At 70.0% G+C, this 16,238-nt stretch carries 10 protein-coding genes; 8 read left to right on the top strand and 2 right to left on the bottom strand.

What is annotated here, in order from left to right:
- The first annotated feature begins 12 nt into the window (after positions 1–12).
- Genes SZ55_RS27130 through SZ55_RS15145 form a run of 5 tightly spaced genes read left to right on the top strand, consistent with a single transcriptional unit; the run spans position 13 to position 9,486 of the window.
- A complete protein-coding gene (locus SZ55_RS27130; RefSeq protein ID WP_052807610.1) occupies positions 13–2,727 on the top strand; it encodes an AMP-binding protein in 2,715 nt (904 codons plus the stop codon).
- On the top strand, positions 2,724–4,472 hold the full coding sequence (locus SZ55_RS15160) for an ABC transporter ATP-binding protein (RefSeq protein WP_044407619.1): 1,749 nt from the start codon (positions 2,724–2,726) through the stop codon (positions 4,470–4,472). The genes SZ55_RS27130 and SZ55_RS15160 overlap by 4 nt, the downstream gene beginning before the upstream one ends.
- Complete coding sequence (locus SZ55_RS15155) at positions 4,469–6,211, top strand: ABC transporter ATP-binding protein (protein WP_044407616.1); 1,743 nt, start codon at positions 4,469–4,471, stop codon at positions 6,209–6,211. The genes SZ55_RS15160 and SZ55_RS15155 overlap by 4 nt, the downstream gene beginning before the upstream one ends.
- 31 nt (positions 6,212–6,242) lie before the next feature.
- Complete coding sequence (locus SZ55_RS15150; protein ID WP_052807609.1) at positions 6,243–8,237, top strand: TonB-dependent receptor; 1,995 nt, start codon at positions 6,243–6,245, stop codon at positions 8,235–8,237.
- A gap of 1 nt (position 8,238) precedes the next feature.
- Positions 8,239–9,486: an MFS transporter gene (locus SZ55_RS15145; protein ID WP_044407613.1), complete on the top strand. Its 1,248-nt coding sequence runs from the start codon at positions 8,239–8,241 to the stop codon at positions 9,484–9,486.
- Here the strand turns inward: SZ55_RS15145 and SZ55_RS27125 are convergent.
- Positions 9,483–10,709 (bottom strand): M24 family metallopeptidase, encoded by a 1,227-nt coding sequence (locus tag SZ55_RS27125; RefSeq protein WP_052807608.1) that lies wholly within the window; start codon positions 10,707–10,709, stop codon positions 9,483–9,485. The genes SZ55_RS15145 and SZ55_RS27125 overlap by 4 nt on opposite strands.
- A gap of 128 nt (positions 10,710–10,837) precedes the next feature.
- On the opposite strand from SZ55_RS27125, the gene SZ55_RS15135 reads away from it, so the two are divergent.
- Positions 10,838–11,431 (top strand): TetR/AcrR family transcriptional regulator, encoded by a 594-nt coding sequence (locus SZ55_RS15135; protein ID WP_052807607.1) that lies wholly within the window; start codon positions 10,838–10,840, stop codon positions 11,429–11,431.
- Positions 11,432–11,580: 149 nt separating this feature from the next.
- On the opposite strand, the gene SZ55_RS15130 is transcribed toward SZ55_RS15135, so the two are convergent.
- Positions 11,581–12,954, bottom strand: coding sequence for an MFS transporter (locus SZ55_RS15130; protein WP_044407610.1), 1,374 nt, complete (start codon positions 12,952–12,954; stop codon positions 11,581–11,583).
- 569 nt (positions 12,955–13,523) lie between these two features.
- Between SZ55_RS15130 and quiC the strand changes: the two genes are divergently transcribed.
- Positions 13,524–15,434, top strand: a complete 1,911-nt coding sequence (gene quiC, locus SZ55_RS15120; RefSeq protein WP_044407778.1) for a 3-dehydroshikimate dehydratase QuiC — start codon at positions 13,524–13,526, stop codon at positions 15,432–15,434.
- A 90-nt stretch (positions 15,435–15,524) separates the two neighbouring features.
- Positions 15,525–16,196: a TetR/AcrR family transcriptional regulator gene (locus tag SZ55_RS15115; protein WP_044407605.1), complete on the top strand. Its 672-nt coding sequence runs from the start codon at positions 15,525–15,527 to the stop codon at positions 16,194–16,196.
- The last annotated feature ends 42 nt before the right edge of the window (positions 16,197–16,238 follow it).

Raw genomic sequence — 16,238 nt, 5'->3', positions numbered from 1 at the left:
GGTCGATACACCATGGCAAACGAACACCTGTCCGCCGTGCAGCCCCCTGTCACCGGTGACCGCTACACGGCGCCGGACTGCGTCCCCGCGCACCTTCGCGCGCACTGGCGGGCCGAGGGCATCTATCCCCACAAGAGTCTGTTCGAGTCCTTCCTCGACATTGCCCGCTCACGGCCCCTGGCGGTCGCCGTCACCGAAGGGGCGGCGAGCCTGAGCTTCGCCCAGCTGCGGGCGCGCAGCCTCAGCCTGGCGCAGGTGCTGCACCAGCTCGGCGTCGGGCCTGGCGTGGTGGTGGCGGTGAACCTGCCCAATGGCTGGCGCGCCTGCGCCGTGGACCTGGCCGTGGCGGCCCTGGGCGGCATCGTGCTGCCGTACCCCCTGGGGCGGCGCAAGCGCGACACCCTCGCCATGCTCGGCAAGTCCGCCGCACGGGTGCTGATCTGCAAGCGCCAGGTGGGCGAAGCCGACTACGCCGCGCTGGTGGACGGCCTGCGCCCCGCGTTGCCGGCGCTGGCCCATGTGCTGGTACACGGCGAGCGCTACCAGGACTGGCCGGATCTGGACCAGTGCTGGGAGGGGCCGGCCTGGAGCACCGAAGGCCAGCGGGTGGACCCGGATGCCGGCGCCCGGCTGATCGCCTCCTCGGGCTCCGAGTCCGAGCCCAAGCTGGTGCTGTATTCCCACAACGCCCTGGTGGGCGGGCAGAGTGCCTACCTCAACGGCCTGGCGCGCCAGCCCGAGGCCATGCGGGCGCTGTTCGCCGTGCCCCTGGCGTCGCCCTTCGGTTCCCTGGGCACGCCTTGCACCCTGGCTTCCCTGGGTGGCGCGCTGATCTGCCTGGACCGCTTCGAGGCCGATGCGGTGCTGCGGCTGGTCGCCCAGCAGCGCGTTACCCACCTGTTCGCCGGGCCCAACATGGTGGACATGCTGCTGGCCAGCCCCCTGCTGCAATCGGCGCAAGGGCAGGCGCTGGATTTCAGCGCGCTGGAGGCCATCGTCAGCGGCGGCTCGGCCCTCAGCACCCAGACCCTGGCCGGCGTGCGCCGGCACTTCGGCTGTGCCCTGGTGCAGTCCTACGGCTCGGCGGACGGCGTGGCCAGCCACACCGCTCTGGACGACGCCCCCGAGGTGACCGTGCAGACCGTCGGGCGACCCGACCCTGCAGTGGTCAGCCTGAGCATCCGCGACGAGCAGGGGCACGAATGCGCGCCAGGCGAGGTGGGGGAGATCTGGGCACGGGGGCCGATGACCCCGCTGTGCTACTACCGCGCCCCCGAACTGGACCGCCAGTACCGCCACCCGGACGGCTGGGTGCGCCTGGGCGACCGTGGCCAGCTGGACGCCGATGGCCGGCTGCGCATCGTCGGGCGCCGCGCCGACACCGTGATGCGCGGCGGGCACAAGGTGAACCTGGTGGAGGTGGCGCACCTGCTGCGCGAGCATCCGGCCATCGCCCAGTGCGTGGTCCTCAATGCCCCGCTGGAGGACGGCGCCACGCGCATGCACGCCTTCGTGGTGATGAAGGCGGGGCAGCCGCCGCTGACCCTCGCCCAGGTGCGCGGCTTCCTCAATGACGAAGTGGGCGCCCAGCCCAGCCAGTTGCCCGACGCCCTGGCCTGCGTGCCGGAGCTGCCGCTGGCGCCGTCCGGCAAGGTCGACCAGGCGGCTCTGCTGCAGAGCCTGCAGGCGCCACGCCCGGCGGTCTCCGCGCAACCGGTGATCGACCTGCTGATGGGCGTCGAACGGGCCGGCGTGCTGCGGGCCGCCATCGAACTGCAGGTGTTCGACCACCTGGGCGAGGGCGCCAGCGCCCGCACCGTGGCCGAGCGCACCGGGGCCAGCGAGCGCGGCACCCGCATCCTGCTGGACGCCCTGGCCGGCCTGGGCCTGCTCCGCCAGGAGCCGGGGCAGGCCTACTACCGCCTGGGTGAGCTGGCCGAACGCTTTCTGCGGCGCAGCTCGCCGCACTACGTGGGTGGGCTGGCGCAGGTCTACACCGCCGACCTGATGTGGGATGCCTTCCGCCACTTCAAGGACGCCGTGGTGGCCGGTGGCAGCGTCCTGCCCCAGGGCCTGGAGGCCGCCAACCATCCGTACTGGGGCGAATTCTCCCGGGGCATCGCCAACACCGCGCGGGTGACCGCCCAGCGCCTGGCGCAGCAGGTGCTGCCGTGGCTGGCCCAGCGGCAGCAGCCGAGCGTGCTGGACCTGGCCTGCGGCAACGGCACCTACGGCTTCACCCTGGCGGCCGAGTGCTCGACGGCGAGCCTCTGCGGGGTGGACTGGCCAGCCAGTGCCGAGCTGTTCTGGAGCACCGCCGAGACCTTCGGGGTGCGCGAACGCACACGCTTCATCGGTGCCGACATCTTCACCGTGGAGCCGGGTGAACCGGTGGACCTGATCATCCTCAGCCAGGTCCTGCACCACTTCGACGAGGCCGAATGCCGGCGCCTGCTGGGCCGCCTGCAGGCCTGGCTGAAACCGGGCGGGCGGTTGCTCATCGCCGGCTTCATGCGCTCGGACGCGCCGGCGGAGCAGGAGCCCATTCCGCGCCTGTTCGCCGCGCAGATGCTCAGCCTGACCGAGGCCGGCGACTGCCATGCCCTGGGCGCGGTGCAGCGCCTGCTGGAGGAGCAGGGCTGGCAGCAGATCGAGTCCGCGCCGCTGCGCGGCCTGCCCATCCAGCGCATCTGGGCGGTGCGCGGCGATGCTGGGGAGGTCGCATGAGCCGTGTGCTGTGGAACCTCTCGCGGCCATTGCGCCCGGCCATCGCCCTGGCTGCTTGCGGCCAGCTCGCGGTCAGCGCCTGCAACGCCGGCCTGGCCCTTTGCCTGGCCTGGGCCCTGGCCGGCCTGTTCGAGGGCCAGCCGCTGGCGGCGCTGTGGACGCCCCTGGGTGCCTTCCTCGGCCTGACGCTGCTGCGCATCGCCCTCAACGGCGGGGCCGAGGTGCTGGCCATGCGGGTCGCCGGGCTGACCCGGCAACACCTGCGCCAGCGCCTGTTGCCCCAGGTGCTGCGGGTGGCCGGGCAGGCGCCCGGCGAGCATGACAGCGCCGGGCTGAGCACCACCCTGATCCACAACGTCGAGGCCCTGCAGGCCTACTACAGCCGCTACATCCCGGCGGTGATCGGCGCGGCCCTGGGGGGCAGCGGCCTGCTTGCGCTGATGGCGCTGTTCGACCCGCGCTCGGCCCTGGTTGCCGCCGTGGGCGCCTTGTCGCTGCCCTTCGTGGATCGCCTCTGGCTGCGCTGGCGGCGCCCCTCGGCCGGTGGGCTGTTCGCCAGCATCGGGCGCTTCTCGGCGCACCTGCTGGATAGCCTGCGTGGCGTCACCACCCTCAAGGCCTTCAACGCCCAGGACCGGCGCCGCGACGCCCTGCGCGACCAGGCTCGCGACCTGCGCCGGCAGGCGATGGAGGTGCTGCACGGCATCCTGATGCGCAATGGCGTCACCGGGTTGCTCAGCCTCGGCGGCCTGGCGCTGGTCACGCTGCTCAGCGTCCAGCGCGCCGGTGCCGGCGAGCTGTCGGCCTTCGCCCTGTTCGCTGCTGTGCTGCTGGCCCGCGAGGCGTTCCGCACCCTGGAGAAGCTGGACAAGACCTTCCACGTCGCCTGGTCGGGCAACGGCGCCGCCGCCCCGGTGGCCGAGCTGCTGGCAGCGCAGCCGCCGGTGCCCGAGCCGGCCCGGCCCGAGCCGTTGCCGGCCGGCCATGAGGTGGCCTTCGAGGGCGTCACCTTCCGCTGGCCTGGCAGCCAGGCCCCGGCCTTGCAGAACCTCAGCTTCACCCTGGAACCCGGCCAGTGCGTGGCCGTGGTGGGCCCCTCCGGGGCGGGCAAGTCCACCCTGGCAGCGCTGCTGATGCGCTTCATCGCCCCCCAGGAAGGGCGCGTCACCCTCGACGGCGTGGACATCCGTCACCTGCGCTCAGCCGACCTCTACCAGCGCGTCAGCGGGGTGTTCCAGCAGAGCGTGCTGCTGCACGGCAGCCTGGAGGACAACCTGCGCATGAGTGCGGCGGACGCCAGCCCTGAGGCCCTGGCCGAAGCCTGCCGGCTGGCCTCGCTGGAGCCCTGGGTCGCCAGCCTCCCGCACGGCCTGGCGACCCCGGTGGGCGAGGGCGGCAACCGGCTCTCCGGCGGCCAGCGCCAGCGCGTGGCCATTGCCCGTGCCTGGCTCAAGGGCGCGCCGATCCTGCTGCTCGACGAGGCCACCGCCAACGTCGACGTGGCCAGCGAGGCGCATATCGGTGCGGCCATCGAGCGCCTGCGCGGGCAGCGCTCGATGCTGGTGATCGCCCACCGCCTGGCCACCGTGCGCCATGCCGACCGCATCCTGGTGCTGGACCAGGGGCGCCTGGTGGAAAGCGGCGACCACCGCAGCCTGCTGGCCCGCCAGGGCCTGTATGCGCGCCTCTGGGCCCTGCAGCACGCCCACGAAACCCAACCCCTGAGCGAAGGAGCCCTGGCATGAAAGGCAATCCCCATGCGATCCGCGCCGGCGAAGGCAGCCGCTGGAGCGACCTGCTGCGGCTGTCGGCCGGGCAGCCGGCGCTGTTGGCGCAAACCCTGGTCGCCACCCTGGTGGCCCAGGCCGGCATGGTGGGCAGCCTGGCCCTTGGGGGCTGGTTGATCGGCCTGGTGCTGACCGATGCCCCGGCCAGCCTGTGGCAGCCGGTGGCGGCGGCGATGCTCGCCTGTGCCCTGGCCGGTGCCGGTGGACGCTGGTGGCAGGCCCATGTCTCCCATGTGTTCGCCTTCCACCTGATCGAGACCCTGCAGGTCGGCAGCTACGAGGGATTGGAGCGGGCCGCACCGGACGTGCAGGCCGGGGTGCGGCGAGGGGAGCAGGCCAACGTAGCGCTCAACGACGCCCAGGCCCTGGAGCACTTCTTCGCCCACACCCTCACCGATGCCATCGGCGCCGTGTTGGTGCCGCTGTTGGCGCTGCTGGCCCTGGCCGCCATCCAGCCCTGGCTGACCCTGGCGCTGCTGCCGTTCCTGGCGGCCCTGGCCAGCGTGCCGTTCTGGCTTGGCGGGCGCGCCCTGCGCCAGGGTCGGGCGATGAACGAGGCGCTGGCCGGGCTCAACGCCGAAGTGCTGGAAGGCATCGAGGCGCGCCGGGAGATCCTCCTGTTCAACCAGGAGGCGGCCTGGCACGCGCGGTTGGGTCGCCTGCTGGCCCGGCTGCGGCTGGAGCAGCGCCGCTATGCCCTGCGCAGCGGCGCCGAGCAGGGGGTGATCGAGCTGATCCAGGCCCTGGCCCTGGTGAGTGCGCTGGCCTGTGGCGCCTGGCTGCTGCAGATCGGCCTGCTGGACCTGGCACAACTGCCCCTGGCGGTGATGCTGGTCGGCGCGGCCCTGCTGCCCATGGCCGACGTGGCCCGCGAGGCCGGCCAGCTCGGCGCCGTGCGCGCCAGCGCCGGGCGGGTCCTGGGGCTGTTGCGCCAGCCGCCCCGGGTGCGTGACCAGGGCTGCCAGCAGCCCCAGGGCGCGCGCCTGGAGTTCGATCAGGTGCGCTTCAGCCATGGTGGTCGCCCGGTCCTGCAGGGCGTCGACTTCCTGGTCCGCCCTGGCGAGATGGTGGCGCTGGTGGGGGCCTCGGGGGCCGGCAAGACCACTTGCGCCAACCTGCTGATGCGCTTCTACGACGTCGAAGGCGGGGCCATCCGCGTCGGCGGCGTGGATGTGCGTGACATCCCCCTGGCCGGGTTGCGCCAGGGCATCGCCTGGGTCGGCCAGGATGCCTACCTGTTCGACGACAGCATCGAGGGCAACCTGCGCCTGGCTCGCCCTGATGCCACCGCCGAGGAGATCGAAGCCGCCGCCCGCCAGGCCCAGGCGCACGACTTCATCCAGGCCTTGCCGGAGGGCTACCAGACCCGCTGCGGCGAGGGCGGCGCGCGCCTGTCCGGCGGCCAGCGCCAGCGCATCGCCATCGCCCGTGCGCTGCTGTCGCAGGCGCCGGTGCTGGTGATGGACGAAGCCTCCTCCAGCCTCGACGCCCACAGCGAGCACGCCCTGCAGCAGGCCCTGCTGGGCCTGCGCGGGCAGCGCACGCTGCTGCTCATCGCCCACCGCCCCAGCACCATCGCCCAGGCCGACCGGGTGGTGCTGCTCGAAGACGGGCAGGTGCGCGACCAGGGCACCCATTCGACCCTGCTGGCCCGCTGCGATGCCTACGCGCGGCTGCTGGCCCAACCCACTCAGTAACGGCGCCAGGCGCCAACAAGGAAGATTCGCGATGGTCAGAAGTCGTCGTACCCCCACCCACGTCTGGGTCAGCACCGCGCTGGCGTTGTCCTGCCCGGCCCTCCAGGCCGCAGAGGCATTGAGCCTGCCCGAGGTCAGCGTCAACGCCGAAAAGGTCCCGCGCAGCCTCGACGCGGTGCCGACCAGCGTCAAGGTGATCGATGGACAGACCCTGGAAGACGAGCACATCACCGGCTTCGAACAGCTGGAAGGGCGAGTGCCGGGGCTGTCGTTCCAGCCCTTCGGCCAGTCGGGCATCAACTCCCCGGTGATGCGGGGCCTCACTGCCAACTTCAATGCGCTGTCCACCTCGACGCTGATGCTGGTGGACGACGTGCCGACCCTCACCGCCCAGGGCTTCGAGAACCGCTTCATCGACATCGACCGCATCGAGGTGCTGCGCGGGCCGCAGTCGACCCTCTACGGGCGCAATGCCGAGGCCGGGGTGATCGCGGTGTACAGCAAGCCGATGGACGAGCTGGCGCGGGCCAGCGTGTCCGCCGAAGCGGGCAGCCGCGACAAGCGCGCCACGCGATTCGCTCTGAGCAGCCCGCTGGTGGACGAGCGGCTGTTCGGCAGCGTCTCGGGCGAGTGGCAACGCCAGGACGGTTTCATCCGCAACGACACCCTCGGCAAGCAGGCCGATGACCGCGAACGCTACAACCTCAACGCCGGTCTGCGCCTGGTGCCCCAGGAGGGCACCGACATGGTGCTGCGCTATGCGCGCCAGGCCTATGACGACGACGCCTCGCTGTGGGGCGCGCCCACGGCGCGGCGCAACCACGTGGCCTCGGGCACCGACAGCTGGAACCGCTCATGGGGCCAGACCCTGTCGCTGAACATCGGCCACAGCCTGGGGGATGACCTGAACCTGCGCTCGATCACCGCCTACAACGACTTCCACGACCGCATCCAGCAGGACACCGACTTCCTGCCGGCCAACCTGTCGATGATTGCCCGCGACCTGCGCCTGCGCACCCTGTCCCAGGAACTGCGCCTGGAAGGGCAGTGGGGCCTCGCCGACTGGTTGGCCGGGGTCTACGCCGACAGCTCCGAAAACGACCTGCGCAACGTCAGCCAGCGCGGCCCCTTCGTCCAGGAACTGCGCCTGGACCAGAGCAGCCGCACGCTGGCCGCCTTCAGCCATTGGAACCTGCACCTGACGCCGGACTGGACCCTTTCCCTGGGCGGGCGGGTGGAGCGCTACCGGGTGGGCATCGACCCCCGTGGCGATGCCAACCAGTCCCGGAGCTGGTCGTCGTTCTCGCCGAAGGTGGCGCTGCAGTACGCCTTCGCCGAGCAGAACCAGGTCTACCTCAGTGCCAGCAAGGGCGTACGCAACGGCGGTTTCAACGTGCTCTCGGCCGCCACCCACTACGCCGCGTTCGAGCCGGAGAAGGTCTGGTCCTATGAACTCGGCATCAAGGGCCGGACCCTGGAGGAGCGCCTGCGCTACTCGCTGGCGGCGTACTACATGGACGTCACCGACATGCAGGTGATGCAGATGCCCAGCCCGGGCGTGCAGTACATCACCAGCGCCGCCAGTGCTACGTCCAAGGGGCTGGACCTGGATGCCGAGTACCTGCTCAGCGCCCGCTGGAGCGTACAGACCGGGCTGGCCTGGAACCGCACGCGCTTCGACAGCTTCCAGGACGGCCGCGCCCGCTACGACGGGCACCACAACCCCTTCGCCCCCGACCTCACCGGCTACCTGGGCCTGCGCTACGACGACCCGGAAGGCTGGTACGTGCAGGGCAACCTGGTGGGCAGCGACAAGGTCTACCTGGACGCCGCCAACCAGTACACCCGCAACGGCTACGCACTGGTCAACCTCAGCGCCGGCGTGCGCTACGAGCAGTGGGAGCTGAGCGGCTACGTGAACAACCTGGCTGACCGCGAGTACGACGCGGTGGGCTACCAGAACGGTTTCATCACCGTCTACAGCCCGCCTCGCGAACTCGGCGTGCGCGTGACCTGGAAGCTCTGACATGGACCGCCCGAACCCTTCCCACTGGCCCCTGCAACTGCTGCTGGGCTGGGTCAACTTCGCCATGACCGCGCCGTTGATCTACCTCTACCTCGGCTTGCCGCTGGTGATGCGCCAGCACGGCTGGAGTGGCACCGAGATCGGCCTGTTCCAGCTGGCCGGGCTGCCGGCGGTGCTCAAGTTCGTGCTTGGCGCCCCGGTGGACCGCTGGGCCCGGGGCGCGCCCGGCTATCGCCACTGGAGTTTGGTGCTGATGGCCGGTTATGCCGCCAGTCTCGTCGGTCTGGCCTGCCTGGGCATCGAGCAGGCCGGCTTCGTGCCGCTGTTCGCCCTGGCCATGCTGGCCAGCCTGCTCGGCACCTGGGCCGATGCGCCGGTCAACGCCCTGGCGATCCGCTGTTTGCCGGCGGAGGAGCGCCAGCGCGCCGGTATCATCCGCTCCGCCGCCAGCTCCCTGGGGGCGGTGGTGGGTGGCGGGGTGATGCTGATGCTGCAGGCGCGTGCCGGCTGGGCCTGGCCGTTCTGGGCGCTGAGCGGCGGGCTGCTGCTGGCCGCCCTGGGCCTGTGGCTGATCCCGCGGGCCACCCTGGCGCAGGCGGATGGCGTGCAGGCCCGGCAGGTGGGCGTCGGCCAATGGCTGGCCTATTTCAGCAGCACCGAGCGGCGCCGCTGGGTGGTGATGCTGATGCTCTACTTCCCCTTCATCGGCGCCGCCTGGGTCTACCTCAAGCCCTTGCTGCTGGACCATGGCCTGCCGCCCGAGCAGGTGGCGCTGGTCGCCGGCGTGCTTGGCGGTGTGGTGGGGGCCGTGGGCAGTGCGCTCGGCGGCCACCTGGCCCGGCGCAGCGGATTGCAGCGGGCCCTGCCGGCCTGCGCCCTGGCCGGCGTGGCAGCCCTCGGCGCCCTGGCCGGCACGGTGACCAGCGGAGCGGGCGTGCCCTGGCTGGTAGCCTGCACCCTGCTGCTGGCACTGGTGATGGGCGCCTCGGCCGGCCTGCTGTTCGGGATGATGATGAACCACACCCGCGCCGGCCTGACCGCTGTCGACTACGGCCTGCAATCGAGCCTGTTCGTGCTGACCCGCACCCTGGTGCCGATGCTCGCCGGTATCCTGCTCGACCGCTTGGGCTACCTGGGCATGCTGGCGGGGTTGATCCTCTGCATGGCCGGGGTCTGGGCCTGGAGCCGGCACTTCGTCCGACACGGGCAGGACCTTGCCGAGCGGTTGCCGGCGCAGTCGGTGCCCTAGCCGGCTTGTCGCTCCAGCCCCAGGGCGCGGCTCACCAGGTGGTGGTAGACCCGCTGGCGCAGGGAACGGCGTTGCAGCACCAGGGGTTCGTCGAGGCCGGGGGCGTGGGTCAGTGGCTCGAAGCCGTCCTCGGTGATCAGCAGCGTGTCGGAGTGGCGATAGCCGCCCACGCCTTGCAGGTAGATGCCCGGCTCCATGGAAACGACCATGCCGGCGGCCAGCACGTCGTCCGAGCCCTCGGCCAGCCAGGGGCCTTCATGGTTGCCCAGGCCGAAGCCGTGGCCGCAGCGGTGCAGGCGCTGCGCCGGGCTGCCGACGCCCTCGCGGGCGAGGAAGGCGTTGATCTGCGCGTCGATCTCCGCGCAGGCCACGCCCGGTCGCAACAGCCCGAGGCCGATGCGCCGGGCCTGGACCATCAGCGCGAACAGCTGACGCTCCTGGCGCGTGGGCGGGGCGGTGAAGTAGGTGCGCTCGCTCTCGGCGGCGTAGCCGTTCACTCGCGTCAGCACCAGGGTCACGTGGGGGCCTGCCAGCAGGCGGTCGCCAGGCGACGGCACGGCGTGGGGCATGGCGCTCAGCGGGGCGGGGAAGCTGGCCATCAGCACGCGGGTGGCGAGGGCGTCCCAGTTCGGCGTCTCGCGGATGATGGCCTGGGTCACCTGGCTGGTGCGGGCGAAGCCTTCGGCCACGGTGGCGCCGTAGTAGGAATGGGCGAACAGCTCGGCCACGCCCCGGTCGGCGTAGTGGGCGGCGCGGCGGATCAGGGTGATCTCGGTGGGGGACTTGACCAGCCGCAGCTGCTCCACCGGTTCGCCCGGCCGACCCCCCTGGTCCCGCAGCCAATCGGCGACCCGTGCGGGGCATCCGGCTTCGTAGAGGAACCCGCGCGTCAGGCCGCCGTGCTCGGCGAGCACCGATTGCCAGCACTGGCCGCTCGGGGCGGGGTAGTCCCGGTAGCAGTGAAGGGCGTCCGGCCCGATTCCTCTGGCCTTGCGCAGGTGCTCCCGCTCCAGCTCCGGCAGCACCAGGCGCACCGGGCCGCGTGCCGGCAGGATGAGGAAGAACGGCCGCTCCAGCGCCTCGTAGGTGGCGCCGCACAGGTAGTAGATGCTCTCGGCCTGGGTGGCGACGAACTGCGCGGCGTCCAGCTCCCGGAGCAGCGCTTGCAGGCGTTCACGGCGGGCCAGGTATTCCTCGGTGCTGATGGACGGGGCAGGGGACATGGGCAGTTCCTTGTTGTGATTGAAGTGCGTACCAAATGGTACGCACTTTATCGCGCCGCGCAAGTTGTCCCTTGCATGGTGGGGTGGGCGGTGGAATAGTCGCGGCCTTCATTGCCACGAGAGCCCCCATGAGCGATCCGTCTGCCGCCTCGCCGCCCAGCATCAAGCGCCCGCCCATCGATGTGCTGCAGAAGGTGCTGGCCGATGTGCTGGAAAACGGCTTCGCCTACCGCTCCCTGCGGGCCATCGCCGAGACCAGCGGCATCAGCCACCGCATGCTGATCTACCACTTCGGCAGCCAGGACGGCGTCTGGGCGGCCATCATTGAGCACGCCCGCAGCACCGAGCAGGCGGCGTTCGCCGAAGGCAGCGAGGCGGTGCAATGCCTCGTGACGCTGCGGACCTTTCTGGACGGGTTGTGGCAGCGCTACAGCTCGGCGGAGGCCCTGCGCTTCTACCAGCTGCACATCGAGGTCTACGGCTATGCCTTGCGTCACCGCGAGGCCGCCGGGGCCTTCCTCGACGGCGTGGTGACGGGGTGGCTGGAACGCCTGCAGCAGGTCTTCCAGCGCGCCGGCTTCGACCTGCCCACGGCCCGCCAGCGCACCCGCCTGCTGCTGGCCGCCACCCGTGGCTTCCACCTGGACCTGCTCACCACCGGTAACCGCGAGGGGGTGGAGGCGGCCGTTACCGCGATGCTGGAGGCGGTCACTGCGCCTTGAGTGCGTGATCGGCTCGCGCCAGCGAACCGGGAACAACACCGAAGTGGAGGCCTGCGAGTGCCTATTCTGCAGGCGCTGATCTGTACATCCTTAAAAAACCGGAACGAACAAGGCCCCCATGCGGGGGCCCTGGATGGAGCGGTGGAGGGTCAGCCGGCGGTGCGCAGGCTGCCCTGGCGGGTGGCTTCGTACTGGTGCTTGTCCATCGGCTGGGCGTCGGGCTTGCCGAGGTCGTCCATGGCCAGGCGGTGGGTTTCCGGCGCCAGGTAGGCGGCCAGGGCGCAGACGCAGGTGATGAGGAAGGCGAGGCTGCCGATCACCACCGGGATGTTGTCCGAGCCGGGCGGAGCGACGGCGGCGAACAGGGCCGGCAGCATGGCGGTGAGCATGGTGCCGATGTTCTGTGCGATGGCCATGGCGGAGACGCGGTAGCGGGTCTGGAACAGCTCCGGGTAGAAGCTCGGGAACACCGCGTTGTAGCCCTGGTAGACCATGCCCCACATGAGGATCGACAGGGCGAAGGCGAGTGGCACGTTCTGGATGCTGATGGCGTAGAGGTAGCCGAAGGCGAGCAGGCCGGAGCCCAGGCAGCCGGTGATCATGGTCGGGCGGCGGCCGATCTTGTCGGAGAGGTTGCCGACGAAGGGGATGACCAGCACGGCAACGATGTTGCCCACCACCGGGATCCACAGGTAGACGCTCTTGTCGAAGCCGATGCCATAGGCTGGCTGCACGGCATAGGCGGCGCCGAAGATGGTGGCGACCACCGGGATCACGTTCATCAGGGCCATGAACATCACCAGCACCATGTGCTTCCAGCTGTGGCGGAAGGCCTCGGAGACCGGCGACTTGGCGACCTTCTGCTGGTTCTCTTCCTGGACGAAGGCCGGGGTTTCGTGAACCTCGCGGCGGATGATGAAGCCGGCCACCAGCACGAACGCGCTCATCAGGAAGGGAATGCGCCAGCCCCATTCGTTGAAGGCCTCACTGGGCATGAAGTAGGCCAGCGGCAGGAACACCGCGGCGGCCATCACCTGGCCGGCCTGCACGCCCTGCAGGGTGAAGCTGGCGTAGTAGCCGCGCCGGCCGAAGGGGGCGTGCTCCATGATCATCGAGCTGGCGCCGGAGATCTCGCCGGCCACTGCGAAGCCCTGCACCAGGCGCAGGATCACCAGGGCGGTGGGCGCGAGGATGCCGATGTCGTGGTAGGTCGGCAGCAGGCCCACCGCCATGGTGGAGATGCCCATCAGGAACATGCAAAGCAGCAGGACGTTCTTGCGGCCCCGAGTGTCGCCCCAGTGGCCCAGCACGAAGGCACCGATTGGGCGGGCCAGGTAGCCGACGCCGTAGGTGGCCAGGGAGGCGATGATTGCCATCTTGGGGTCGCTGTTGGGGAAGAAGATCTGCGGGAAGATCAGGGCCGCAGCCTGGGCGTAGATGAAGAAGTCGTAGTACTCCAGGGCGGAGCCGATCCAGCCGCTGGCCGTCGCTTTCTTGGCCTGGTTCGAGGAGGAAGTCGCCATCGTTGTCTCCGTTTTTATTGTGCTGTCGCCCCTGCGCTTCGCCCTTGGACAGGTCCGGGGCGGCACGCGCGCAGTGGGGCGGAGTCGGGTCGTGGCCGGCGCGTCAGGTGACGTCCGGTCGGGGCCATTCTCGGTGTCGGGGATGCGGGGTCAGACGGGCTCGGCAGGTCGCGCTGGGCGGGGCAGGGCCGGGGTGCAAGGGATGCGGATGGAGTGCAGGGCGGAGGTGAGCATGAGCAGGTACCCGTTCTTGAAATTGTTATGTCGTGACGCGTGTATGCCATCGCAGGGCCAGCCGGGCGGCGGGTTCGGCAGAGGCGCCGACCGGCGGGGAGACCTGCAACATGGGAGGCATGTTGCGCAGTGATCGAAAAAGCGTCAATTCGATTACCGGCCTTCTGTTCGATGATCGAACACAAAACTAACCAGTTCGTACATTTTGATTGAGGCGCTGACTTTACGCGCGAATAATCCATCCGGCCACAAGAACGAAAGGGTTTTGCGTGTGCTCACGCAGCGACCCGGGTCCGCCGCTGGCCATTGTGCCGGCCCTCTACCAGGAGCTGAACATGCAGCGTTCCATTGCCACCGTCTCCCTGAGCGGTACCCTGCCGGAAAAACTCGAAGCCATCGCCGCTGCCGGCTTCGATGGCGTCGAGATCTTCGAGAACGACCTGCTGTACTACGCCGGCAGCCCCCGGGAAATCCGCCAGATGTGCGCGGACCTGGGGCTGGCCATCACCCTGTTCCAGCCGTTCCGTGACTTCGAGGGCTGCCGCCGCGAGCGCCTGCAGAGGAACCTCGACCGCGCCGAGCGCAAGTTCGACCTGATGCAGGAGCTGGGCACCGACCTGGTGCTGGTGTGCAGCAACGTCCAGGCCGATGCCCTGGCGGACGAACGCATCCTGGTGGACGACCTGCGCCTGCTGGCCGAGCGGGCCGGCGCGCGAGACCTGCGCATCGGCTACGAGGCCCTGGCCTGGGGCCGCCACGTGAACAGCTGGCAGCAGGTGTGGGACATCGTCCGCCAGGCCGATCACCCGGCTCTCGGGGTGTTGCTGGACAGCTTCCACACCCTGTCGATCAAGGAGGACCCGGGCGGCATCGCCGACATTCCGGGGGACAAGATCTTCTTCGTGCAGATGGCCGATGCGCCGCTGCTGAACATGGACGTGCTGGAGTGGAGCCGGCACTTCCGCTGCTTCCCGGGGCAGGGTGAATTCGACCTGCCGGGCTTCCTGGCGTCGATCCTGCGCAGCGGCTACACCGGCCCGCTGTCCCTGGAGATCTTCAACGATGGTTTCCGCGCTGCGCCGCCCCGTGCCAATGCGGCGGACGGCCTGCGCTCGCTGCTCTACCTGGAGGAGAAGACCCGCGCGCTGCTGCAGAAGGACCCGGTACCGCCGGCCAACCTCGACATCCTCTTCGCGCCGCTGCCGGCCAGCCATTACGCCGGGGTGGAGTTCCTCGAGTTCGCCGTGGACGAGGCCCAGGGCGCGAAGCTGGCCGGCTGGCTGGAACGCCTGGGCTTCGCCCGCGCCGGGCGGCATCGCTCCAAGGATGTGAGCCTGCTGCGCCAGGGGGACATCAACATCGTGCTCAATGCCGAGCCCTATTCCTTCGCCCATGGCTACTTCGAGGCCCACGGCCCTTCGCTGTGTGCCACCGCGCTGCGGGTGGACGACAGCAGCCACGCCCTGGAGCGTGCCCGGGAGTACCGGGGCCAGCCGTTCCGTGGGCTGGTGGGGCCCAACGAGCGGGAAATCCCCGCCGTACGCGCCCCCGACGGTAGCCTGCTGTACCTGGTGGAGCAGGCTCCGGCCGGGCAGACCATCTACGACAGCGACTTCGTGCTCGACGCCCATGCCACTCAGAGCGGCGCCCTGCAGCGCATCGATCACATGGCCCTGGCGCTGCCGGCGGACGGCCTGGACAGCTGGGTGCTGTTCTACAAGAGCGTGCTGGACTTCGAGGCCGACGACGAGGTGGTGTTGCCGGACCCGTACGGCCTGGTGAAGAGCCGGGCGCTGCGCAGCCGCTGCAGCAGCATCCGCCTGCCGCTGAACATCTCGGAGAACCGCAACACCGCCATCTCCCACGCGCTTTCCAGCTACCGGGGCTCGGGTGCCCACCACATCGCCTTCGCCTGCGAGGACATCTTCGCCGAGGTGAGCCGGGCCAAGGAGGCGGGGGTGCCGCTGCTGGACATTCCGCTGAACTACTACGACGACCTGGCCGCGCGCTTCGATTTCGATGACGAATTCCTCAGCGAACTGGCCTATTACAACGTGCTCTACGACCGCGACGCCCAGGGCGGCGAGCTGTTTCACGTGTACACCGAGCCGTTCGAGGGGCGCTTCTTCTTCGAGGTCCTGCAGCGCCGCAACGGCTACGCCGGCTACGGGGCGGCCAACGTTGCGGTGCGCCTGGCGGCCATGGCCAAGGCCCGCAGCGGGGCGCCGGCGAAGGTCAGGCTCTAACCCAGGCAGCCTGGCGCCGCGTGCGCCAGGCTTCCCCCTCCGGGTTGAGCCGCCCATAATCGGCCGGTTTCCGCAGGCCGTGAGCCCACCATGACAATAACGACAGAACTGCCAGACACCCCCGCCGAGGCCCCCCGCAAAGGACGCAAGAACAACCCCGAGAAGACCCGCGAGGACATCCTCAAGGCGGCCATCGTCGAGTTCGTCCAGCAGGGGCTTTCGGGCGCCCGGGTCGACGCCATCGCCGAGCGCATGCAGACCTCCAAGCGGATGATCTACTACTACTTCGGCAGCAAGGAGCAGCTCTACCTGGAGGTGCTGGAGAAGCTCTACGGCGATATCCGTGGCACCGAGGCGCAGCTGCACCTGGCCGAACTGCCGCCCCGCGAGGCGATCCAGCGACTGGTGGAGTTCACCTTCGACCACCACGACCGCAACGTGGATTTCGTGCGCATCGTCTGCATCGAGAACATCCACTACGGGGAGTACGTGCGGCAGTCCAGGACCATCCGCACCATGAGCAGCACGATCCTCGATGCCATGGGCGAGATCATCCAGCGCGGCCAGGCCGAGGGTGCATTCCGGCCGGGCATCCAGGCGCTGGACCTGCACCTGCTGATCAGTTCGTTCTGCTTCTACCGGGTGTCCAATCGCAACACCTTCGGGCAGATCTTCGAGATCGATCTCACCGACGAGCAGGTGAAGGCGCGGCACAAGGCGATGATCTGCGAGTCGGTGCTGCGCTTCCTCGCCCAGCCCTGACGCATCTCACCGACATGAACGGGGCGGCATTGGCCGCCCCGT

The sequence above is a fragment of the Pseudomonas sp. FeS53a genome, assembly GCF_000931385.1.
Taxonomy (GTDB): Bacteria; Pseudomonadota; Gammaproteobacteria; order Pseudomonadales; family Pseudomonadaceae; genus Metapseudomonas; species Metapseudomonas otitidis.
The sequence above is the reverse complement of the archived record's forward strand: the minus strand, read 5'-3'. Positions and strand labels throughout refer to the sequence as shown.

Bases quoted from the DNA above. Each gene is read 5' to 3' on its own strand.
- SZ55_RS15135 (WP_052807607.1), top strand. From the start codon at position 10,838: ATGAGCGATCCGTCTGCCGCCTCGCCGCCCAGCATCAAGCGCCCGCCC.
- SZ55_RS15160 (WP_044407619.1), top strand. From the start codon at position 2,724: ATGAGCCGTGTGCTGTGGAACCTCTCGCGGCCATTGCGCCCGGCCATC.
- SZ55_RS27125 (WP_052807608.1), bottom strand. From the start codon at position 10,709: ATGTCCCCTGCCCCGTCCATCAGCACCGAGGAATACCTGGCCCGCCGT.
- SZ55_RS27130 (WP_052807610.1), top strand. From the start codon at position 13: ATGGCAAACGAACACCTGTCCGCCGTGCAGCCCCCTGTCACCGGTGAC.
- SZ55_RS15145 (WP_044407613.1), top strand. From the start codon at position 8,239: ATGGACCGCCCGAACCCTTCCCACTGGCCCCTGCAACTGCTGCTGGGC.
- SZ55_RS15130 (WP_044407610.1), bottom strand. From the start codon at position 12,954: ATGGCGACTTCCTCCTCGAACCAGGCCAAGAAAGCGACGGCCAGCGGC.
- quiC (WP_044407778.1), top strand. From the start codon at position 13,524: ATGCAGCGTTCCATTGCCACCGTCTCCCTGAGCGGTACCCTGCCGGAA.
- SZ55_RS15115 (WP_044407605.1), top strand. From the start codon at position 15,525: ATGACAATAACGACAGAACTGCCAGACACCCCCGCCGAGGCCCCCCGC.
- SZ55_RS15155 (WP_044407616.1), top strand. From the start codon at position 4,469: ATGAAAGGCAATCCCCATGCGATCCGCGCCGGCGAAGGCAGCCGCTGG.
- SZ55_RS15150 (WP_052807609.1), top strand. From the start codon at position 6,243: ATGGTCAGAAGTCGTCGTACCCCCACCCACGTCTGGGTCAGCACCGCG.